The organism is Streptomyces sp. NBC_01428 (assembly GCF_036231965.1).
In the GTDB taxonomy this organism is placed as follows: Bacteria; Actinomycetota; Actinomycetes; order Streptomycetales; family Streptomycetaceae; genus Streptomyces.
The window spans coordinates 2,806,732-2,828,693 of sequence record NZ_CP109499.1; the positions used below are offsets into that span (position 1 = coordinate 2,806,732).

At 67.2% G+C, this 21,962-nt stretch carries 13 protein-coding genes, 1 tRNA gene and 3 rRNA genes; 4 read left to right on the forward strand and 13 right to left on the reverse strand.

Going from position 1 to position 21,962, the window contains the following annotated elements:
• Positions 1 to 7 precede the first annotated feature (7 nt).
• From OG406_RS12040 to thyX, 8 genes are all read right to left on the reverse strand, one after another.
• Positions 8 to 83: transfer RNA gene (locus tag OG406_RS12040), tRNA-Thr, on the reverse strand.
• A gap of 85 nt (positions 84 to 168) precedes the next feature.
• Positions 169 to 831 (reverse strand): DegT/DnrJ/EryC1/StrS family aminotransferase, encoded by a 663-nt coding sequence (locus tag OG406_RS12045; protein ID WP_266620261.1) that lies wholly within the window; start codon positions 829 to 831, stop codon positions 169 to 171.
• Positions 832 to 944: 113 nt separating this feature from the next.
• Positions 945 to 1,061, reverse strand: a 5S ribosomal RNA gene (gene rrf, locus OG406_RS12050).
• Between the two features lie 86 nt (positions 1,062 to 1,147).
• Positions 1,148 to 4,271, reverse strand: a 23S ribosomal RNA gene (locus tag OG406_RS12055).
• A gap of 312 nt (positions 4,272 to 4,583) precedes the next feature.
• A 16S ribosomal RNA gene (locus tag OG406_RS12060) occupies positions 4,584 to 6,109 on the reverse strand.
• The 16S, 23S and 5S rRNA genes sit together here, the layout of an rRNA operon.
• A gap of 598 nt (positions 6,110 to 6,707) precedes the next feature.
• Positions 6,708 to 8,393, reverse strand: a complete 1,686-nt coding sequence (locus tag OG406_RS12065) for a ribonuclease J (RefSeq protein WP_081219744.1) — start codon at positions 8,391 to 8,393, stop codon at positions 6,708 to 6,710.
• A 134-nt stretch (positions 8,394 to 8,527) separates the two neighbouring features.
• Positions 8,528 to 9,427: a 4-hydroxy-tetrahydrodipicolinate synthase gene (gene dapA / locus OG406_RS12070; RefSeq protein WP_081219743.1), complete on the reverse strand. Its 900-nt coding sequence runs from the start codon at positions 9,425 to 9,427 to the stop codon at positions 8,528 to 8,530.
• Between the two features lie 211 nt (positions 9,428 to 9,638).
• The gene (gene thyX / locus OG406_RS12075) at positions 9,639 to 10,379 is read right to left on the reverse strand and encodes an FAD-dependent thymidylate synthase (RefSeq protein WP_327408818.1); all 741 of its coding nucleotides are present in this window, start codon (positions 10,377 to 10,379) and stop codon (positions 9,639 to 9,641) included.
• Positions 10,380 to 10,612: 233 nt separating this feature from the next.
• Here thyX and OG406_RS12080 point away from each other — a divergent pair, with 233 nt between their 5' ends.
• Both OG406_RS12080 and OG406_RS12085 read left to right on the forward strand, forming a co-directional pair.
• Positions 10,613 to 10,852 (forward strand): hypothetical protein, encoded by a 240-nt coding sequence (locus tag OG406_RS12080; protein WP_081219742.1) that lies wholly within the window; start codon positions 10,613 to 10,615, stop codon positions 10,850 to 10,852.
• A gap of 90 nt (positions 10,853 to 10,942) precedes the next feature.
• Positions 10,943 to 11,500, forward strand: a complete 558-nt coding sequence (locus tag OG406_RS12085; RefSeq protein WP_266617035.1) for a hypothetical protein — start codon at positions 10,943 to 10,945, stop codon at positions 11,498 to 11,500.
• Positions 11,501 to 11,629: 129 nt separating this feature from the next.
• Here the strand turns inward: OG406_RS12085 and OG406_RS12090 are convergent, their stop codons facing one another.
• From OG406_RS12090 to rpsO, 5 genes are all read right to left on the reverse strand, one after another.
• Positions 11,630 to 12,082 carry a hypothetical protein gene (locus OG406_RS12090; protein ID WP_164375402.1) on the reverse strand — a complete coding sequence of 151 codons (453 nt, stop codon included), beginning with the start codon at positions 12,080 to 12,082 and terminating at the stop codon, positions 11,630 to 11,632.
• A 32-nt stretch (positions 12,083 to 12,114) separates the two neighbouring features.
• Complete coding sequence (gene dapB / locus OG406_RS12095) at positions 12,115 to 12,867, reverse strand: 4-hydroxy-tetrahydrodipicolinate reductase (protein ID WP_266617030.1); 753 nt, start codon at positions 12,865 to 12,867, stop codon at positions 12,115 to 12,117.
• Between the two features lie 26 nt (positions 12,868 to 12,893).
• Positions 12,894 to 14,273: a M16 family metallopeptidase gene (locus OG406_RS12100; RefSeq protein WP_329185683.1), complete on the reverse strand. Its 1,380-nt coding sequence runs from the start codon at positions 14,271 to 14,273 to the stop codon at positions 12,894 to 12,896.
• Complete coding sequence (locus OG406_RS12105; RefSeq protein ID WP_164375399.1) at positions 14,270 to 16,486, reverse strand: polyribonucleotide nucleotidyltransferase; 2,217 nt, start codon at positions 16,484 to 16,486, stop codon at positions 14,270 to 14,272. Before OG406_RS12105 ends, OG406_RS12100 begins: the two co-directional genes overlap by 4 nt.
• A 359-nt stretch (positions 16,487 to 16,845) precedes the next feature.
• Complete coding sequence (gene rpsO / locus OG406_RS12110) at positions 16,846 to 17,136, reverse strand: 30S ribosomal protein S15 (protein ID WP_081219736.1); 291 nt, start codon at positions 17,134 to 17,136, stop codon at positions 16,846 to 16,848.
• A 266-nt stretch (positions 17,137 to 17,402) separates the two neighbouring features.
• On the opposite strand from rpsO, the gene OG406_RS12115 reads away from it, so the two are divergent.
• The gene (locus OG406_RS12115) at positions 17,403 to 17,699 is read left to right on the forward strand and encodes a DUF397 domain-containing protein (RefSeq protein ID WP_329185685.1); all 297 of its coding nucleotides are present in this window, start codon (positions 17,403 to 17,405) and stop codon (positions 17,697 to 17,699) included.
• Positions 17,700 to 18,137: 438 nt separating this feature from the next.
• The gene (locus OG406_RS12120) at positions 18,138 to 21,848 is read left to right on the forward strand and encodes an SCO5717 family growth-regulating ATPase (RefSeq protein ID WP_329185687.1); all 3,711 of its coding nucleotides are present in this window, start codon (positions 18,138 to 18,140) and stop codon (positions 21,846 to 21,848) included.
• Positions 21,849 to 21,962 lie beyond the last annotated feature (114 nt).

The window sequence follows — 21,962 nt, forward strand, 5'->3', positions numbered from 1 at the left end:
TTTCTGCTGGAGCCCCCCAACGGAATCGAACCGTTGACCTTCTCCTTACCATGGAGACGCTCTACCGACTGAGCTAGGGGGGCCTGCTGCCTCTGCGAAGTTTCCCTCGCGGCAACGAAATAGATCATACCCCGAACACAACGGTGTTCCCAACCACCGGTGCGGAGATCAGAAAGCGGGCTGGAGGAGTCCCCCGAGCGCGTTGCACGCGGAGACGATCCGCTGCATCTCTCGCTTGGTCAACGCCCCCTCCACCGGCAGCGAAAGGGTCTCGTCCGCTGCCCGCTCGGTCTCGGGAAGGTGCACGTCCCGACGGAACCCGGGCATGCGGTGCACGGGCGTCTTGACCGGAACCTGGCACTCAACTCCCTTGGCCCGGACGGCTCGTGCGAAGGCGTCCCGGTCCGGCCGCCCGTTGCCGGGCACCCGCACCACGTACTGCTGGTAGGTGTGTCCGTCTCCGCCGTCCGGCGTCCGCACTCCGCTGAGCCGGCCGTCGAGGTAGGCGGCCCGTTCCCGGCGCTGCGCGATCTCGTCGTACGGCGACGCGGATTCTCCCTGTTCCAGCACCAACAGCCCGTGCCGTCGGCCGAGTTCGTGCAGTCGCGGCAGGTCGGCGGTCCGGCCGAACCGGTGGACGACCACGACGGCCGCGGACCGGGCCGTTATGACGGCGTCGACGGCGAGGGGATCGAGGCAGTACGTCGCCGGGTCTATGTCGGCGAAGACGACGGTGGCGCCGGCCTCGTGCACGGCCTCGGCGACCTCCACGTTCCCGAAGGCCGGGACGATGACCTCGTCACCGGCTCCGACGCCCGCGGCGCTGAGCATTGCAGCAGTACCCATGCCTGGAATCGTGGTCGCGCAACGTGAACTCCAAGTGACGCAAAACAAAAAAGAGCTGGTCCCCGAACCGAAGTTCGGGGACCAGCTCTTCACTATTAGTTCGGCGGCGTCCTACTCTCCCACAGGGTCCCCCCTGCAGTACCATCGGCGCTGTGAGGCTTAGCTTCCGGGTTCGGAATGTAACCGGGCGTTTCCCTCACGCTATGACCACCGAAACACTATGAAACTGTCAACCGGAGCCGTGGCATAGCTACGACGGTTGTTCGTGGTTTCAGAACCAACACAGTGGACGCGAGCAACTGAGGACAAGCCCTCGGCCTATTAGTACCAGTCACCTCCAGCGGTTACCCGCCTTCCAGATCTGGCCTATCAACCCAGTCGTCTACTGGGAGCCTTAACCCCTCAAGGGGGTGGGAATACTCATCTCGAAGCAGGCTTCCCGCTTAGATGCTTTCAGCGGTTATCCCTCCCGAACGTAGCCAACCAGCCATGCCCTTGGCAGGACAACTGGCACACCAGAGGTTCGTCCGTCCCGGTCCTCTCGTACTAGGGACAGCCCTTCTCAATATTCCTACGCGCACAGCGGATAGGGACCGAACTGTCTCACGACGTTCTAAACCCAGCTCGCGTACCGCTTTAATGGGCGAACAGCCCAACCCTTGGGACCGACTCCAGCCCCAGGATGCGACGAGCCGACATCGAGGTGCCAAACCATCCCGTCGATATGGACTCTTGGGGAAGATCAGCCTGTTATCCCCGGGGTACCTTTTATCCGTTGAGCGACGGCGCTTCCACAAGCCACCGCCGGATCACTAGTCCCGACTTTCGTCCCTGCTCGACCCGTCGGTCTCACAGTCAAGCTCCCTTGTGCACTTACACTCAACACCTGATTACCAACCAGGCTGAGGGAACCTTTGGGCGCCTCCGTTACTCTTTAGGAGGCAACCGCCCCAGTTAAACTACCCATCAGACACTGTCCCTGATCCGGATCACGGACCCAGGTTAGACATCCAGCACGACCAGACTGGTATTTCAACGACGACTCCACCATGGCTGGCGCCATGACTTCAAAGTCTCCCAGCTATCCTACACAAGCCGAACCGAACACCAATATCAAACTGTAGTAAAGGTCCCGGGGTCTTTCCGTCCTGCTGCGCGAAACGAGCATCTTTACTCGTAGTGCAATTTCACCGGGCCTATGGTTGAGACAGTCGAGAAGTCGTTACGCCATTCGTGCAGGTCGGAACTTACCCGACAAGGAATTTCGCTACCTTAGGATGGTTATAGTTACCACCGCCGTTTACTGGCGCTTAAGTTCTCAGCTTCGCCACCCCGAAGAGTGACTAACCGGTCCCCTTAACGTTCCAGCACCGGGCAGGCGTCAGTCCGTATACATCGCCTTACGGCTTCGCACGGACCTGTGTTTTTAGTAAACAGTCGCTTCTCGCTGGTCTCTGCGGCCACCCCCAGCTCACCGAGTAAATCGGATCACCAGTGATGGCCCCCCTTCTCCCGAAGTTACGGGGGCATTTTGCCGAGTTCCTTAACCATAGTTCACCCGAACGCCTCGGTATTCTCTACCTGACCACCTGAGTCGGTTTAGGGTACGGGCCGCCATGAAACTCGCTAGAGGCTTTTCTCGACAGCATAGGATCATCCACTTCACCACAATCGGCTCGGCATCAGGTCTCAGCCTTGATGTGTGACGGATTTACCTATCACACGGCCTACACCCTTACCCCGGGACAACCACCGCCCGGGATGGACTACCTTCCTGCGTCACCCCATCACTCACCTACTACCACCTTGGGCCGGCGGCTCCACCACTCCCCTCAACTCCGAAGAGATCAGGGCGGCTTCACGGCCTTAGCATTAATGGGCTCGATGTTTGACGCTTCACAGCGGGTACCGGAATATCAACCGGTTATCCATCGACTACGCCTGTCGGCCTCGCCTTAGGTCCCGACTTACCCTGGGCAGATCAGCTTGACCCAGGAACCCTTAGTCAATCGGCGCACACGTTTCTCACGTGTGTATCGCTACTCATGCCTGCATTCTCACTCGTGAACCGTCCACCACTGCCTTCCGGCGCGGCTTCACCCGGCACACGACGCTCCCCTACCCATCACAGCGGGCGTTGGCCCTATTGCTGCAATGACACGACTTCGGCGGTACGCTTGAGCCCCGCTACATTGTCGGCGCGGAATCACTAGACCAGTGAGCTATTACGCACTCTTTCAAGGGTGGCTGCTTCTAAGCCAACCTCCTGGTTGTCTGTGCGACTCCACATCCTTTCCCACTTAGCGTACGCTTAGGGGCCTTAGTCGATGCTCTGGGCTGTTTCCCTCTCGACCATGGAGCTTATCCCCCACAGTCTCACTGCCGTGCTCTCACTTACCGGCATTCGGAGTTTGGCTAAGGTCAGTAACCCGGTAGGGCCCATCGCCTATCCAGTGCTCTACCTCCGGCAAGAAACACACGACGCTGCACCTAAATGCATTTCGGGGAGAACCAGCTATCACGGAGTTTGATTGGCCTTTCACCCCTAACCACAGGTCATCCCCCAGGTTTTCAACCCTGGTGGGTTCGGTCCTCCACGACCTCTTACAGCCGCTTCAACCTGCCCATGGCTAGATCACTCCGCTTCGGGTCTTGAGCGCGCTACTAAATCGCCCTATTCGGACTCGCTTTCGCTACGGCTTCCCCACACGGGTTAACCTCGCAACACACCGCAAACTCGCAGGCTCATTCTTCAAAAGGCACGCAGTCACGACGCACCGAGTAAACTCGATGCGCGACGCTCCCACGGCTTGTAGGCACACGGTTTCAGGTACTATTTCACTCCGCTCCCGCGGTACTTTTCACCATTCCCTCACGGTACTATCCGCTATCGGTCACCAGGGAATATTTAGGCTTAGCGGGTGGTCCCGCCAGATTCACACGGGATTTCTCGGGCCCCGTGCTACTTGGGTGTCTCTCAAACGAGCCGTTGATGTTTCGACTACGGGGGTCTTACCCTCTACGCCGGACCTTTCGCATGTCCTTCGTCTACATCAACGGTTTCTGACTCGCCTCACAGCCGGCAGACTGTGAAAGAGAGATCCCACAACCCCTTGCATGCAACCCCTGCCGGGTCTCACACATACAAGGTTTGGCCTCATCCGGTTTCGCTCGCCACTACTCCCGGAATCACGGTTGTTTTCTCTTCCTGCGGGTACTGAGATGTTTCACTTCCCCGCGTTCCCTCCACACTGCCTATGTGTTCAGCAGTGGGTGACAGCCCATGACGACTGCCGGGTTTCCCCATTCGGAAACCCCCGGATCAAAGCCTGGTTGACGGCTCCCCGGGGACTATCGTGGCCTCCCACGTCCTTCATCGGTTCCTGGTGCCAAGGCATCCACCGTGCGCCCTTAAAAACTTGGCCACAGATGCTCGCGTCCACTGTGCAGTTCTCAAACAACGACCAACCACCCATCACCCCGAACCAGTAGTTCGAGTGCACTGGGGCCGGCACTGAAGGCAGCCTTTCGGCCGTACCTTCAGACACCCAACAGCGTGCCCGACACCCTCACCACTCGTGATCAGCTTTCCACGCTCCGAAGAACAGTACTTGCAGCCCGAGATGACTTGAGTGCCGAATAATCAACGTTCCACCCATGAGCAACCACCGTCGAACGTATGCCGACGTAATGGCCCTGGACCACCAAGCAGGCTTGGCGGCCTAGATGCTCCTTAGAAAGGAGGTGATCCAGCCGCACCTTCCGGTACGGCTACCTTGTTACGACTTCGTCCCAATCGCCAGTCCCACCTTCGACAGCTCCCTCCCACAAGGGGTTGGGCCACCGGCTTCGGGTGTTACCGACTTTCGTGACGTGACGGGCGGTGTGTACAAGGCCCGGGAACGTATTCACCGCAGCAATGCTGATCTGCGATTACTAGCAACTCCGACTTCATGGGGTCGAGTTGCAGACCCCAATCCGAACTGAGACAGGCTTTTTGAGATTCGCTCCGCCTCGCGGCTTCGCAGCTCTTTGTACCTGCCATTGTAGCACGTGTGCAGCCCAAGACATAAGGGGCATGATGACTTGACGTCGTCCCCACCTTCCTCCGAGTTGACCCCGGCAGTCTCCCGTGAGTCCCCATCACCCCGAAGGGCATGCTGGCAACACAGAACAAGGGTTGCGCTCGTTGCGGGACTTAACCCAACATCTCACGACACGAGCTGACGACAGCCATGCACCACCTGTACACCGACCACAAGGGGGGCACTATCTCTAATGCTTTCCGGTGTATGTCAAGCCTTGGTAAGGTTCTTCGCGTTGCGTCGAATTAAGCCACATGCTCCGCTGCTTGTGCGGGCCCCCGTCAATTCCTTTGAGTTTTAGCCTTGCGGCCGTACTCCCCAGGCGGGGAACTTAATGCGTTAGCTGCGGCACCGACGACGTGGAATGTCGCCAACACCTAGTTCCCACCGTTTACGGCGTGGACTACCAGGGTATCTAATCCTGTTCGCTCCCCACGCTTTCGCTCCTCAGCGTCAGTAATGGCCCAGAGATCCGCCTTCGCCACCGGTGTTCCTCCTGATATCTGCGCATTTCACCGCTACACCAGGAATTCCGATCTCCCCTACCACACTCTAGCCTGCCCGTATCGACTGCAGACCCGGGGTTAAGCCCCGGGCTTTCACAACCGACGTGACAAGCCGCCTACGAGCTCTTTACGCCCAATAATTCCGGACAACGCTTGCGCCCTACGTATTACCGCGGCTGCTGGCACGTAGTTAGCCGGCGCTTCTTCTGCAGGTACCGTCACTTTCGCTTCTTCCCTGCTGAAAGAGGTTTACAACCCGAAGGCCGTCATCCCTCACGCGGCGTCGCTGCATCAGGCTTTCGCCCATTGTGCAATATTCCCCACTGCTGCCTCCCGTAGGAGTCTGGGCCGTGTCTCAGTCCCAGTGTGGCCGGTCGCCCTCTCAGGCCGGCTACCCGTCGTCGCCTTGGTGAGCCACTACCTCACCAACAAGCTGATAGGCCGCGGGCTCATCCTTCACCGCCGGAGCTTTTAACCCCCACCCATGCAGGCAGGAGTGTTATCCGGTATTAGACCCCGTTTCCAGGGCTTGTCCCAGAGTGAAGGGCAGATTGCCCACGTGTTACTCACCCGTTCGCCACTAATCCACCCCGAAAGGCTTCATCGTTCGACTTGCATGTGTTAAGCACGCCGCCAGCGTTCGTCCTGAGCCAGGATCAAACTCTCCGTGAATGTTTTCCCGTAATCGGGACGACACCACGAGAGCGGAACAACCGGTCGGAATAGGACCGGTCGTTCACAGCGTCCTCGCTGTGCGCCTACCCCGAAGGGCAGGACTTTTTTTTCAAAGGAACCTCGTCCCAGCCGATCGGCCGGAGACGGGGTATCAACAAATCTGGCGTTGATTTTTGGCACGCTGTTGAGTTCTCAAGGAACGGACGCTTCCTTTGTACTCACCCTCTCGGGCTTTCCTCCGGGCGCTTCCCTTCGGTCTTGCGTTTCCGACTCTATCAGACCGTTTCCGTATCCGATTTCCTCGGCGCTTTCCAGGTTTTCGCTTTCGCGTTTCCCTTTCCGGCGAGTCCGACTCTATCAGATCCTTTCGGGCCTGATTTCCTCGGCGCTTTCAAGTTCCGCGCTTTTCGCGCTTTCCTTTTCAGCGACTCCGACTTTATCAGAAGCTCTGAGTCGGATTTTCCGCCCCCTTCGGGGACTTGATCCGAGGCACGAAGCTGTCGGGTTCCCGTTCAGGCGGAGACGTAAACGTACTGGAGCGGGCCGCCTCGATGCAAATCGAGGCGGCCCGCTCCTGGTTGACGTGCTCCGGGGGTCAGACCTCGACCACGACCGGGAGGATCATCGGGCGCCGGCGGTAGTTGTCGGAGACCCACTTGCCCAGCGTGCGGCGGATGAGCTGCTGCATCTGGTGGGGCTCGACCACACCGTCCTGAGCGGACCGCTCCAGGACTTCGGTGACCTTCGGGATGACGTCGGCGAACGCGGCGTCGTCGATGCCGGAGCCGCGGGCCTGCACGTGCGGACCGCCCGTGAGCTTGCCCGTGCTGGCGTCCATCACCACGAAGACCGAGATGATGCCCTCGTCCCCGAGGATCCTGCGGTCCTTGAGCGCGGGCTCACCGACGTCACCGACCGAGAGGCCGTCGACGTACACGTACCCGGCCTGGACCTTGCCGGAGATCTTCGCCTTGCCGTTGATCAGGTCGACGACCACGCCGTCCTCGGCGATGACGATGCGGTCGTGCGGGACGCCGGTGAGGGCGCCGAGCTCGGCGTTGGCCCGCAGGTGGCGCCATTCGCCGTGGACCGGCATCAGGTTGCGCGGCTTGCAGATGTTGTAGAAGTACAGCAGCTCGCCCGCCGAGGCGTGACCGGAGACGTGCACCTTGGCGTTGCCCTTGTGGATGACGTTCGCACCCCAGCGGGTCAGGCCGTTGATGACGCGGTAGACCGCGTTCTCGTTGCCGGGGATCAGCGACGACGCCAGGATCACGGTGTCGCCCTGGACGATCCGGATCTGGTGGTCGCGGTTCGCCATCCGGGAGAGGGCGGCCATCGGCTCGCCCTGGGAGCCCGTGCAGACGAGCACGACCTCGTGGTCCGGGAGGTCGTCGAGCGTCTTGACGTCGACCACCAGGCCCGGCGGGACCTTCAGGTAACCGAGGTCCCGGGCGATGCCCATGTTGCGGACCATCGAGCGGCCGACGAAGGCGACCCTGCGGCCGTACTCGTGGGCGGTGTCGAGGATCTGCTGGATGCGGTGCACGTGGCTGGCGAAGCTCGCCACGATGATGCGCTTGCTCGCGCTCGCGAAGACCTGGCGCAGCACGTTCGAGATGTCCCGCTCGGGCGGGACGAAGCCGGGGACCTCGGCGTTGGTGGAGTCCGAGAGGAGAAGGTCGATGCCTTCCTCGCTCAGACGCGCGAACGCGTGCAGGTCCGTGAGGCGGCCGTCCAGCGGAAGCTGGTCCATCTTGAAGTCGCCGGTGTGGACGACCATGCCCGCGGGGGTGCGGATGGCGACCGCGAGGGCGTCCGGGATGGAGTGGTTGACGGCGACGAACTCGCAGTCGAAGGGGCCGATGCGCTCGCGGTGGCCCTCGGCCACCTCCAGCGTGTACGGCCGGATGCGGTGCTCCTGGAGCTTCGCCTCGATGAGGGCGAGGGTCAGCTTGGAGCCGATCAGCGGGATGTCCGGCTTCTCGCGCAGGAGGAACGGCACGGCACCGATGTGGTCCTCGTGGCCGTGCGTGAGCACGATGCCCTCGATGTCGTCGAGGCGGTCCCGGATGGACGTGAAGTCCGGCAGGATCAGGTCGATTCCGGGCTGCTCCTCCTCGGGGAAGAGCACTCCGCAGTCGACGATCAGGAGACGGCCTCCGTACTCGAAGACCGTCATGTTCCGGCCGATCTCGCCGAGACCGCCGAGCGGGGTGACGCGCAGGCCGCCCTTCGGCAGGACCGGCGGTGCGCCGAGTTCAGGATGCGGATGACTCAAAAGACTCTCCTCACCACGGACGCCACGTACCTGGCAAGGCACGTGGCGCGCGTGACGTTCGTGCAGTAGCAGTTGTCTGTGTGGGGTGCGGGCCATGGCCCGCGGTGGTGCTTATTCAGTTGTGAAGTCTGTGTTCAGAGCTCTACCCCGCCGGCGCCAAGATCGATCTTGAGCTGGACGGTCTCCTCGGGCGACAGCTCGACCATCGGGGCGCGCAGTGGACCGGCCGGCAGGCCCTGGAGGGCGAGTGCGGCCTTGGTCGTCATGACGCCCTGGGTGCGGAACATGCCGGTGAAGACGGGGAGCAGCTTCTGGTGGATCTCCGTGGCCTTCTGCACGTCGCCCGAGAGGTGGGCGTCGAGCATGGCGCGGAGTTCCGGGGTGACGACGTGGCCGACGACGGAGACGAATCCGACCGCGCCCACGGAGAGCAGCGGGAGGTTCAGCATGTCGTCGCCGGAGTACCAGGCGAGTCCGGAGCGGGCGATGGCCCAGCTGGCCCGGCCGAGGTCTCCCTTGGCGTCCTTGTTCGCGACGATACGGGGGTGCTCGGCGAGCCGCACCAGGGTTTCGGTGTTGATCGGGACGCCGCTGCGGCCGGGGATGTCGTAGAGCATGACCGGCAGGCCGGTCGCGTCGGCGATGGCCGTGAAGTGCCGATAGAGGCCCTCCTGCGGCGGCTTGTTGTAGTACGGCGTCACGGTGAGCAGGCCGTGCGCGCCGACCTGCTCGGCGGCGCGGGCCAGCTCGATGCTGTGGTGGGTGTCGTTCGTGCCGACGCCGGCGACGACGTGGGCGCGGTCGCCGACCGCCTCCACCACGGCCCGTACGAGATCCGCTTTCTCCGCGTTGCTGGTGGTCGGGGACTCACCGGTGGTGCCGTTGATGATCAGGCCGTCGTTGCCTGCGTCCACCAGGTGGGTGGCGAGCCGCTGAGCGCCGTCGAGGTCGAGTGCGCCGTCCGCCGTGAAGGGCGTGACCATGGCGGTGAGGACCCGCCCGAAGGGGGTCTGCGGAGTGGAGGTCGGAGCCATGGGTAACACGCTACTCGCTGCTCAACCCGGGGTCTGCCCTCGGGGGACACGACAAAGCATGACAAAGGTGGAGCCCGGCACTGCCTGCTCGGGGGTTCAAGCAGTGCCGGGTCCGTTTGATCAGGCTAGATGAACTTCGCGAAATGCCGCAATACGGACACCTCGCCCGGATGATCCGTACATCTGTGCCGGACCGGTGCGCACAGGCGTTTTACGGTGCCACACGGCCGTTCGCGTTGTAGGCCGCGTGTGTGAGCGGCATGAGCCTGGCCCACTCCGCTTCCATCTTCTCGCCGACCATCTCGATCTCCCGCTGCGGGAAGGACGGGACCTTGGCGAGCTCGTGCTGGGTGCGCAGGCCGAGGAAGTGCATGAGGGACCGCGCGTTGCACGTGGCGTACATCGAGGAGAAGAGGCCGACCGGGAGGACGGCGCGGGCGACCTCGCGGGCCACGCCGGCGGCGAGCATCTCCTGGTACGCCTCGTAGGCCTGGCGGTAGGAGTCCTCCATCGCGCGGCCCGTGAGCTCCAGCTGGGCCGGTGTGCCCTCCACGAAGACGTACTTGCCGGGACGGCCCTCCTGGACCAGCTTGCGGGAGGCGTCCGGGACGTAGAAGACCGGCTCCAGGTTCCTGTAGCGGCCCGATTCCTCGTTGTACGACCAGCCGACGCGGTGGCGCATGAACTCGCGGAAGACGAAGATCGGGGCGCTGATGAAGAAGGTCATCGAGTTGTGCTCGAAGGGGCTGCCGTGCCGGTCCCGCATCAGGTAGTTGATCAGGCCCTTGGAACGCTCCGGGTCCTTCTGCAGCTCTTCCAGCGACTGCTCCCCGGCCGTGGAGACACGGGCGGCGAACAGCACGTCGGCGTCGGAGGCCGTGTGCTTGATCAGCTGGACGGTGACATCGCTGCGGAAGCTGGGCTTGAGGTCGTCGGCGGGGGTGTCGGTCACGGTGCGGAGGGTCCTTCCCATCACTGGCTCGGGCGGCGCCCACTCTACGGCCCGGCACCGACAACGGGGCGTTCGGTGTCGTGCCGCGACATTCGGCACCGAACTTCTGCGAATTCGGTGATTCAGGGCACCTCTTGGGGCACTCGTGCGTCTGTATGAGTGAGGGCGACGCGTTCGAGCCGCTCTCACCGACCGTCACACCAGCACGATTCTCCGGAAGGAGAAGCACGCCCATGTTCCGCCGGCGCGAGCCCGTCCCGTTCGCCTTCATCGCCGAGGCCGACCAGTTCCGCAGCAATGTCACTCCCCCACCCCGCGAGCGGGCCTCCGCCGGGCAGATGGTCGGGCGATGGCTCATCGGCCTCACCGTCGTCGCCGGGATAGCGGGGTCCCTGCTCGTCGGGATGCCCGCCTTGTCGCAGGATCAGTCACCTGCGAAGACGCAGCATTCCGAGGCGTCGGACGGCCGCTGACTCATCCGGACCCCCAAGGGTGGTGGCCCGGCATCCGGCTCGATAACCTCACCGGGCACAGCCCATGCGTGGATTGAGTGAGGATCAGTCGTGCCCCTGCCTTTCCTGACGGCGGACCGCGCCTTTGACGAGGCCGCGGACGATGTCGCGCTGCCCTTCGACGACCGCGACCGCTGGCGGCGCCCCTACCGGCCCGGCCCGTGGCGGGTCGGCGCCGCCGCGCTCGTCCTGCTGCTCGCCTCGTTCGTGCTCGTCGCGGCCGTGATCATCGCCGTGGCCGGTGCCGTGCCCGCCGCTCTGGCCTGCATGGTCGGCGCGGCGGTCGTCATACTGTGCGCGCTGCGTCTGCTGCGCGTCGGTGTGTGGGTGAGCGCCCGGGGACTGCGCAGGGTGGGCTTCTTCGTCACGAGCACGACCCCGTGGGAGCAGGTCACCGCCGTCCGCACGGTGCAGCAGCCGGTGCGCTGGCTGGGGCTGCCGCGCACGGTGCAGGGACAGGCTCTGACGCTCGTACGGGCGGAGCGCGCGCCCGGTGAGGTTCCGCCGCTCATGACGACGCACAACGCCGACTTCCTGGCCCGTACGGAGGCCTTCGACCGGGCGGCGGACGCCGTCGAGGTGTGGGCGGACGAGTACCGCCGGCACTGACGCGCGATCACGCCGAGGGCGACGACGCAGGAGGGGCCGACCCGCAGGTGTGCGGGTCGGCCCCTCCTTTCTCGTACAGCCGCCGTGGCGGGCGTCCCGCCCGAGGCCATGGGCGTCGCGCCTGCCCGGTCAGGCTTCCAGGGTGCGGCCCTCCTGGAGGGCGATGGCCCGCTGCATGGCCTTGCGGGCGCGCGGGGTGTCCCGGGCGTCGTGGTAGGCCACCGCGAGGCGGAACCAGGTGCGCCAGTCGTCCGGCGCGTCCTCCGTCTCGGCCTTGCGGCGGGCGAAGACCTCGTCGGCCGAGTCGCGGTCGATGCGGCCGCCCTCGGTGCGCCGCAGCTCGTCGACGGGCAGTCCGCCCTCGGCGTCGAGCACGGCGGCGAGCCGGTTGGCCTTGCGGACGAACTGCGTGTTCGCCCAGAGGAACCAGACGCCGATGACCGGCAGGATGAGCACGGCGACACCGAAGGTGACGGTGATCAGGGTGCCGTCCTGGATGAGCATCACTCCCCGGCTGCCGACCAGGACGAAATAGACGACCAGGACGGCGGCCGTGACCGCGTAGGTGATTTTCGCGCGCATGTCTGCCGGTTACCTCGTGTACGTGCCCCGGCTCAGCCGAGGTCCAGGAAGTGTTCCAGGCCGAAGGTGAGGCCCGGGGTGGTCACCACGCGGCGGACACCGAGCAGGATGCCCGGCATGAAGCTGCTGTGGTGCAGGGAGTCGTGGCGGACGGTGAGGGTCTCGCCCTCACCGCCGAGCAGGACCTCCTGGTGGGCGAGGAGGCCGCGCAGCCGGACCGAGTGCACCGGCACGCCGTCGACGTCCGCGCCGCGGGCGCCGTCCAGGGCGGTCGCCGTGGCGTCGGGCTGCGGGGCGCTGCCCGCGCGCTCCCGGGCCGCGGCGATGAGCTGGGCGGTGCGCGTGGCGGTGCCGCTGGGGGCGTCCACCTTGTTCGGGTGGTGCAGCTCGATGACCTCGACGGACTCGAAGTACGGAGCGGCGACCTCGGCGAACTTCATGGTCAGGACGGCCCCGATGGAGAAGTTCGGCGCGATGAGCACGCCGGTCTCCGGGGACGCGGCCAGTGAGGTGCCGAGCTGCGCGAGACGCTCGTCGGTCCAGCCGGTCGTGCCGACCACGGCGTGGATGCCGTGCCGGACACAGAAGTCGAGATTGCCCATCACCGAGGCGGGGGTGGTCAGTTCGACGGCGACCTGGGCGCCGGCGTCGACCAGCGTCTCCAGCTTGTCGTCGCGCCCGAGGGCGGCCACCAGCTCCATGTCCCCGGCGGCCTCGACGGCTCGTACCGCCTCGGCTCCGATCCGGCCCTTGGCACCGAGGACCGCCACGCGCAGCTTGCTCATTGCTTCGTTCCTTATCGAGACGGGGGTCAGGCGACCGCGTCGTGCAGCCGCGACGCCTGCTTGTCCTTGACCGGGCCGATGACCGCCAGCGAGGGCCGCTGTCCCAGGATGTCCCGGGCGACCTCGCGGACCTCGTCCGGGGTGACCGAGGCGATCCGGGCCAGCATGTCGTCGACGGACATCTGTTCGCCCCAGCACAGCTCACTCTTGCCGATGCGGTTCATCAACGCGCCGGTGTCCTCGAGGCCGAGGACGGTGGAGCCCTGGAGCTGGCCGACGGCGCGGCCGATCTCGTCGTCCGAGAGGCCGTGCTCGGCGACCCGGTCCAGCTCGTCGCGGCAGAGCTTCAGGACGTCGTGGACCTGGCTCGGGCGGCAGCCCGCGTAGACACCGAAGAGACCGCAGTCGGCGAAGCCCGAGGTGTACGAGTACACGCTGTAGGCCAGGCCGCGCTTCTCGCGGACCTCCTGGAAGAGACGCGAGGACATGCCGCCGCCGAGGGCCGTGTTCAGGACGCCGAGGGCCCAGCGCCGCTCGTCGGTGCGGGCGAGGCCCGGCATGCCGAGGACGATGTGGGCCTGTTCGGTCTTGCGGCCGAGCAGTTCGACGCGGCCGGCGGTGCGGATGGTGCGCCGGCCGTCGCGCGGGGCGATGGGGGTCGCCGAGGCGTTCTTGAAGGCACCCGCCTTCTCGAAGGCGGCACGGACCTGGCGGACGACCTTGTTGTGGTCGACGTTGCCGGCGGCGGCCACCACGAGGTGGGTCGGGTCGTAGTGCTTCTTGTAGAAGCGGCGGATGCGGTCCGCGGTCAGGGCGTTGACGGTGTCGACCGTGCCGAGGACGGGGCGGCCGAGGGCGTTGTCGCCGAACATCGTGTGCGCGAACAGGTCGTGCACGCAGTCGCCCGGGTCGTCCTCGGTCATCGCGATCTCTTCGAGGATCGCGCCGCGCTCCACGTTGACGTCGTCCTCGACGATGAGGGAGCCGGTCAGCATGTCGCAGACGACGTCGATCGCGAGCGGCAGGTCGGTGTCGAGCACGCGCGCGTAGTAGCACGTGTACTCCTTGGCCGTGAACGCGTTCATCTCGCCGCCGACCGCGTCGATCGCCGAGGAGATGTCCAGGGCGGACCTGCGGCTGGTGCCCTTGAAGAGCAGGTGCTCCAGGTAGTGCGTGGCGCCGTTCAGTGCCGGCGTCTCGTCGCGGGAGCCCACGTGTGCCCAGATGCCGAAGGTGGCGGAGCGCACGGAGGGGAGCGTCTCGGTGACGATGCGCAGGCCACCGGGGAGGGTGGTCTTGCGGACCGTGCCGATGCCGTTCGTGCCCTTGATCAGGGTTTGGGTACGGGCGACGGCCCGCGCCTCCGAGGAGGTGCGGGCCGTCGTCGTGGAGCTACTCGACGTCACTTGTCGGTGTCGTCCTTCTTCTCATCGTCGCCTTCGCCCTCGATCACGGGGATCAGGGAGAGCTTGCCGCGGGAGTCGATCTCGGCGATCTCGACCTGGACCTTGGAGCCCACGCCGACGACGTCCTCGACGTTCTCCACGCGCTTGCCGCCGGCGAGCTTGCGGATCTGCGAGATGTGCAGCAGACCGTCCTTGCCCGGGAGCAGCGACACGAACGCACCGAAGGTCGTCGTCTTCACGACGGTGCCCAGGTAGCGCTCGCCGACCTCCGGCATGGTCGGGTTGGCGATCGAGTTGATCGTGGCGCGCGCGGCCTCGGCCTGCGAGCCCTGCTGGGCACCGATGTAGATGGTGCCGTCGTCCTCGATCGTGATGTCGGCGCCGGTGTCCTCCTGGATCTGGTTGATCATCTTGCCCTTGGGGCCGATGACCTCACCGATCTTGTCCACGGGGATCTTGACGGTGATGATCCGCGGGGCGTTCGGGGACATCTCGTCCGGCGTGTCGATCGCTTCCATCATCACGTCGAGGATGTGGAGGCGGGCGTCGCGGGCCTGCTTGAGGGCCGCGGCCAGGACGGAGGCGGGGATGCCGTCCAGCTTGGTGTCCAGCTGGAGGGCGGTCACGAACTCCTTGGTGCCGGCGACCTTGAAGTCCATGTCGCCGAAGGCGTCCTCCGCACCGAGGATGTCGGTGAGGGCGACGTAGTGCGTCTTGCCGTCGATCTCCTGGGAGATCAGACCCATGGCGATACCGGCGACGGGGGCCTTGAGGGGCACACCGGCGTTCAGCAGCGACATGGTCGAGGCGCAGACGGAGCCCATGGACGTCGAGCCGTTGGAGCCGAGGGCCTCGGACACCTGACGGATCGCGTAGGGGAACTCCTCGCGGGTCGGCAGGACCGGCACGATCGCGCGCTCGGCGAGCGCGCCGTGGCCGATCTCGCGGCGCTTCGGGGAGCCGACGCGGCCCGTCTCACCGACGGAGTACGGCGGGAAGTTGTAGTTGTGCATGTAGCGCTTGCGGGTCACCGGGGAAAGGGTGTCCAGCTGCTGCTCCATGCGGAGCATGTTCAGGGTGGTGACGCCCAGGATCTGGGTCTCGCCACGCTCGAACAGCGCCGAGCCGTGCACGCGCGGGATGGCCTCGACCTCGGCGGCCAGCGTACGGATGTCCGTGACGCCGCGGCCGTCGATGCGGACCTTGTCCTTGATGACGCGCTCGCGGACCAGCTTCTTGGTCAGCGAGCGGTACGCGGCGGAGATCTCCTTCTCGCGACCCTCGAACTGCGGGAGCAGCTTCTCGGCGGCGATCTCCTTGACGCGGTCCAGCTCGGCCTCGCGGTCCTGCTTGCCGGCGATGGTGAGCGCCTGGGCGAGCTCGCTCGTGACCGCGGCGGTGAGCGCCTCGAAGACGTCGTCCTGGTAGTCCAGGAAGATCGGGAACTCGCCGGTCGGCTTGGCGGCCTTGGCGGCGAGGTCCGACTGCGCCTTGCAGAGGACCTTGATGAAGGGCTTCGCGGCGTCGAGGCCGGCGGCCACGACCTCCTCGGTCGGCGCCTCGGCGCCACCCTGGACGAGCGTGATCGTCTTGTCGGTGGCCTCGGCCTCGACCATCATGATCGCGACGTCGCCGTCCTCGAGGACGCGACCGGCGACGACCATGTCGAAGACGGCGTCCTCGAGCTCGGTGTGCGTCGGGAACGCGACCCACTGGCCGTTGATCAGCGCGACGCGGACGCCGCCGACCGGGCCGGAGAAGGGCAGACCGGCCAGCTGCGTGGACGCGGAGGCGGCGTTGATCGCCACGACGTCGTACAGGTGGTCGGGGTTGAGGGCCATGATCGTCGCGACGACCTGGATCTCGTTGCGAAGGCCCTTCTTGAAGGACGGACGCAGCGGGCGGTCGATCAGGCGACAGGTGAGGATGGCGTCCTCGGAGGGACGGCCCTCACGGCGGAAGAAGCTGCCGGGGATCTTGCCGGCGGCGTACATCCGCTCCTCGACGTCCACCGTCAGGGGGAAGAAGTCGAGCTGGTCCTTGGGCTTCTTGGAGGCGGTGGTGGCCGACAGCACCATGGTGTCGTCGTCCAGGTACGCGACGGCGGAGCCGGCGGCCTGACGGGCCAGCCTGCCCGTCTCGAAGCGGATGGTGCGGGTACCGAAGGAACCGTTGTCGATGACGGCCTCGGCGTAGTGGGTCTCGTTCTCCACTAGTGTTTTCTCCTCGTCTTCGTCCCGTCCTGCCCGTGTGGCAGGGGGACGGTGGCGGAGAGGCGCTCCTCCTGGTGCGGGCCGGTCTTCGATCGAAGCACCCGGGGCTGTTACGCCCGGGGGCCACTACCGAGGACCGGCGGCGGCGAGGCGCGCTTCTCCTCGTTCGGTGTCGTGAGATGCCCTACCCGGCGGGTACGGCTTCGTCACGCTCTGTTCGTACGTGCTGTTTCCTGCGTATTGCGTTGTGCTACCACACTACAAAGCGTCGGTGACACTCCGCACGTACAAGGCCGTGCGGCGGCACATACAGCAAAAGGAGCGGCTCCCGACGCGGGAACCGCTCCCTTCACGGCGTCTTACTTGGCGCCGCCGGCCGCACCGCGGCGGATGCCCAGGCGGTCGACCAGCGCACGGAAGCGCTGGATGTCCTTCTTGGCCAGGTACTGAAGCAGGCGGCGACGCTGGCCGACCAGGATCAGAAGACCACGGCGGGAGTGGTGGTCGTGCTTGTGGGTCTTGAGGTGCTCGGTCAGGTCCGAGATCCGGCGCGACAGCATGGCGACCTGGACCTCGGGGGAGCCGGTGTCGCCCTCCTTCTGACCGAACTCGCTGATGAGCTGCTTCTTCGTAGCGGCGTCGAGCGGCACGCTTACTCCTTGTAGTCTCGTGTCTGCCACCGAGTGCCCCTGGTCGAATTCTCAGGGGAGCTTCCGTGACTCGGAAGGCGGGGATCCGATGGGCGCGGCCTCCAGAGCAGCGCTCCGGGGGTGCGTACACAAACGGCCGTTACACAGGGTACCAGCCTGGCCGGACGCGTCTGTCCGGGTCACGGAAGGTTCCCGGGCGGTGTGGTCCAGGCCACTAGGGTGACGCCGCAGAGGTCATTCGTACGTGGGGAAGGGGCCGGCGGAACATGGCCGAGGAAGCGGACAAGGACGTCAAGGCGCGCAAGGAGCGGGAGAAGGACGAGCTCTACGCCCTGGACATCTCGGGCGTCGAATGGCAGAGCGCGCCCGGCACCGAGGAGCACGAGGAGCGGGTCGAGATCGCGTATCTGCCCAGGGGTGCGGTGGCCATGCGCTCGTCGCTCGACCCCGGGACGGTGCTGCGGTACACGGAGGCGGAGTGGCGGGCCTTCGTCCTGGGTGCGCGGGACGGTGAGTTCGACCTGGAGCCGGCGCCGCACGCCGAGAGCCTGCCTGCGGAGTAGCGGAGTAGTGGCGCAGCAGTAGCGGAGCAGGGCAACGGTCGGCGGCCGTCCGGTGGGCGGCTGCCCGACGCCGTGTGAACGCCGAGCGAGCAAGGGCCGGAGCGGAGAACCTCTCCGCTCCGGCCCTTGCTGCTGTTTGTCTGCTTTGGGGCTCAATCGTGAGCGTGTGTACGCCACTTCTGGGCAGGGTGTGACGTAGCGGGCGTCCGCGGTGGGGTGGACGGGCCTGCCCTCCTGACAGTCATGGTGATTAGGCTGGGACAGGGCGCGACGCCAGAACCCGTGGACGGGAGGCTCGTGTTCCAGGGGGAGCCGGGTCAATTCGGTCGACCTCGTACGGACTTCGGACGGCCTCGGTCGTTCAGGGACGCCCACGGACGACAAGCAGACGGTCGCCCCGGCACGGCTTGAGGGTGCTCGACCACACCAGGAGGAATTGTGAACAGCGATCGGGACGGGATCCGCGGGGGCTGGGCCACGCCCGGCGATGACCAGTCCGACGCGGAGTCCGCCGTCGAGACGACGGGCGAGTTCACCATCGACTACGCGCCGCCGGCCTGGTACACGCAGAACGCCTCGGGCGGCTCCGGGGATTCGGACGCCACGAACGACACGGACGACACGGACGCCACGGACGCATCGGACACCGATGCGGACGTGGAGGAGCCGGTCGACGCGGACGCTCCGGCAGACTCCGACGGCTCCGCGCGGAGCGACGACGCGGCGGTCGCCGTGCCGCCCGTCCCGGACGCGGTCGGCCCCGCCGCCGTGCCGAACCTTCCCGTGGGCGGTTTCGAGCCGCAGTGGGCGCCGCCCGCTCCCCCGCTCGCTCCGGCTCCCGCTTCTCCCCCGGCTCCTGCCGTTCCCGTCGCCGGGCCGGACAGCACCCCGTCGGACGCCGCCTCGGACGAGGCCGACTCCGCGAGCGGGGACCTGGAGAGCGGCGCCACCATGCGGTTCTCCGCCGCCGCGGTGAAGCGCGAGATCGCGGAACGGACGGGTGCGGAGGTCGCCGAGGCCGAGGACACCGCTCCGGCCGCTCCCGCTCCCGATCTCGTTCCTGCTTCTGCGACCGCTTCTGCTTCTGCGACCTCTTCTGCTCCTGGTTCTGCTTCTGCCGAGGTCGCCTCCGAGGGCGAGAGTGACGGCGAGGTCGAGGACGTCGACGTGGCAGACCGAAACCCTCGGGCCGAGAGCGCGGACGGGCCGGACGCCGAGGCCCCGCACGGAGACGAGGAGGGGGACGCGGGCGAGGCCGATGCCGAGGGCGCCGCCGACGCCGACCTCCCCGTCCCGGTCGAGCCCGTGGCAACCGAGCCCGAGGCCGTCGAGCCCGAGCCCGTCATCCCCGCCCAGCCCGTGGGCCCGCCCGCGCCCGCCATCGACCCGGTTCTCGCGTACCAGTCGCTGGAGGCCGGGGTCCACCGGATCGGTGCGTCCGACGCGCCGGTGGCGGGCGACGCGCCCCGTGACGACGCTCAAGTCCCCTCCCCCGAAGTCGAGTTCACCGACGCACCGGGCGGTACGCCCGCGGAGACGCCCGAAGCCGCCGACGTCGTGGCAGCGCACCCCGCCGCCGACGAGCACGCCGCGCCGGGCGAGGTCCCGGCGGACGACGACGTGCGCGACGCTGTACCGGCGGACGCTCTCACGGGCGGCGAGCCGCAGACCGGTACACCGACGGCCGGTGAGCCGCAGGACGCGCCCCCCGCCTGGGCGCCGCCGCCGCTTCCGCAGACCGGGCTGCCGCCGTTGCCGCCCGCCTATCAGCCCGCGGCTCCCGCCCCCGCCGCGCAGTGGCCCGCCTCCACCGAGCCCGCTCAGGCCCCCGGCCCGGGTCAGGTTCCGCCGCAGGCACCGGTTCCGCCGTACGTTCCGGATCCGCAGCAGGCCCCGGCCGCGCAGGCTCCCGCACCGGGCGCCCCCTTCCAGCCGCCCGCGCCCCAGCCCGCGCCGGGTCAGCCGTTCCAGCCCCCCGCCGCGCAGCCCGCGCCCGGCCAGCCGTTCCAGCCTCCGGCCCCGGCCCCTCAGCCCGCGCCGCAGTCGGGGCCTCCGGCCTGGCCCTTCCCCGGTGAGCCCGTCGTCGCGGGATCGCCGCAGGGGCCCGTACCGGCGCAGCCGCCCGTCCACGACAGCTCCGTCCCCGCACCGGCTCAGGCTCAGGCCCAGCCCCCGGTTGCGGCCGCTCCGGTCGCGGCGCCGGCGCCGATCCCTCCGCAGCAGGGCGGTTACGGCTTCCCGCAGCCCGGTGCTCAGGTCCCGCCGGCCGGCCCGGCTCCATCGGCCCCGCCCGTCCCCGCCTACGGCTTCCCGCAGCAGCCCGCGCCCCAGGCCCCGCAGGCGCCGGCCCCCGCGCAGGCCCCCGGCTACGGCTTCCCCCAGCCCGCCGCGCCCGCGCCCGGTGCCGTACCGCCGCAGGCACCTGCCCCACAGCCGGGTTACGGGTTCCCGCAGCAGGCCGCGCCCGCGCCGGAGCAGCAGGCACCCGCACCCGCGCCGGCCTACGGCTTCCCCCAGCAGCAGCCCGCGCCCCACGACCAGCAGGCACCCGCCTCGCAGGCCCCCGGCTACGGCTTCCCCCAGCCCGCCGCACCCGGTGCCGTACCGCCGCAGGCACCCGCCCCGCAGCCGGGCTACGGGTTCCCGCAGCAGGCGCCCAACTCCCCCGCTCCGCAGCCCGGTTTCGACCCGGCGCCGGCGCAGGTCCAGCCTCCGCAGCAGCCGGGCCCGGAGCCCGTGCAGCAGCCGGCCGCGCCGGTGGACCCGCGGGCGGGTACCGCGTGGCCGCAGCCGGTGCGTCACGACCAGCGGCAGCCAACCAACCCCGGTGCGGCGCCGCTCGGTTACACCGCGGCCGTGGAGCTGTCGTCCGACCGGTTGCTCAACAACAAGCGGCAGAAGGTCAAGAGCGGTCGTCCGGCCGCCGCGCAGTCGCGGTTCAAGCTGGGCGGCAAGAAGGAAGAGGCCGAGCGGCAGCGGAAGTTGGAGCTGATCCGCACTCCGGTCCTGTCCTGCTACCGGATCGCCGTCATCAGCCTCAAGGGCGGGGTCGGCAAGACGACCACGACGACCGCGCTCGGCTCCACGCTGGCCACCGAGCGGCAGGACAAGATCCTCGCCATCGACGCCAACCCGGACGCCGGCACGCTCGGCCGCCGGGTGCGCCGCGAGACCGGGGCCACCATCCGTGACCTCGTGCAGGCGATCCCGTACATCAACTCGTACATGGACATCCGCCGGTTCACCTCGCAGGCGCCCTCCGGTCTGGAGATCATCGCCAACGACGTCGACCCGGCCGTGTCCACCGCGTTCAACGACGAGGACTACCGGCGCGCGATCGACGTCCTCGGCAAGCAGTACCCGATCATCCTGACCGACTCCGGCACCGGGCTGCTGTACAGCGCCATGCGCGGGGTGCTGGACCTCGCCGACCAGCTCATCATCATCTCGACGCCGTCGGTGGACGGGGCGAGCAGTGCCAGCACGACGCTGGACTGGCTGTCGGCGCACGGGTACGCGGACCTCGTCTCGCGGTCGATCACCGTCATCTCCGGGGTCCGCGAGACCGGCAAGATGATCAAGGTGGACGACATCGTCAGCCACTTCGAGACACGCTGCCGCGGTGTCGTGGTCGTGCCGTTCGACGAGCATCTGTCCGCGGGTGCCGAGGTCGACCTCGACATGATGCGGCCCAAGGTGCGGGAGGCGTACTTCAACCTCTCCGCGATGGTGGCCGAGGACATCGCGCGCCACCAGCAGTCGCACGGGCTGTGGACGAACGACGGCAACCCGCCACCGGTGGCCGCGCCCCCGATGCCGGGGCAGTACGCGCCGGAGCAGCAGGCCCCCGGTCAGCCGGCGTACGGACAGCCCGCCCCCGGACAGCCCGCGCCGGGGCAGGTGCCGCAGCAGCCCCAGCCCGGACAGCCGTACGCCCAGCCGGCGCCTCCCGGTCAGCCCTACCCGCAGCAGCCCGGGCAGCCGCAGGCTCCCGGCCAGCCGTATCCCCCGGCCCCGGGTCAGGGCCACCCGCAGCCGGGGCAGGCCTATCCGCCGCCGCAGCCCGGCGGGCAGTTCCAGCCGGGGCAGCCCTATCCGCAGCACCCGGGTCAGACCCCGCCGCCGCCTCCGGCACCGCCTCAGCAGTAACCCGATCGGCCCCATCGAGGGGCCGGTTCACGCGAAGGGCCCGCACCGTCCACGGACGGTGCGGGCCCTTCGCTTTTCCGGAGTCCTCCGGGCGCGCGTCCAGGGCCGCCACCT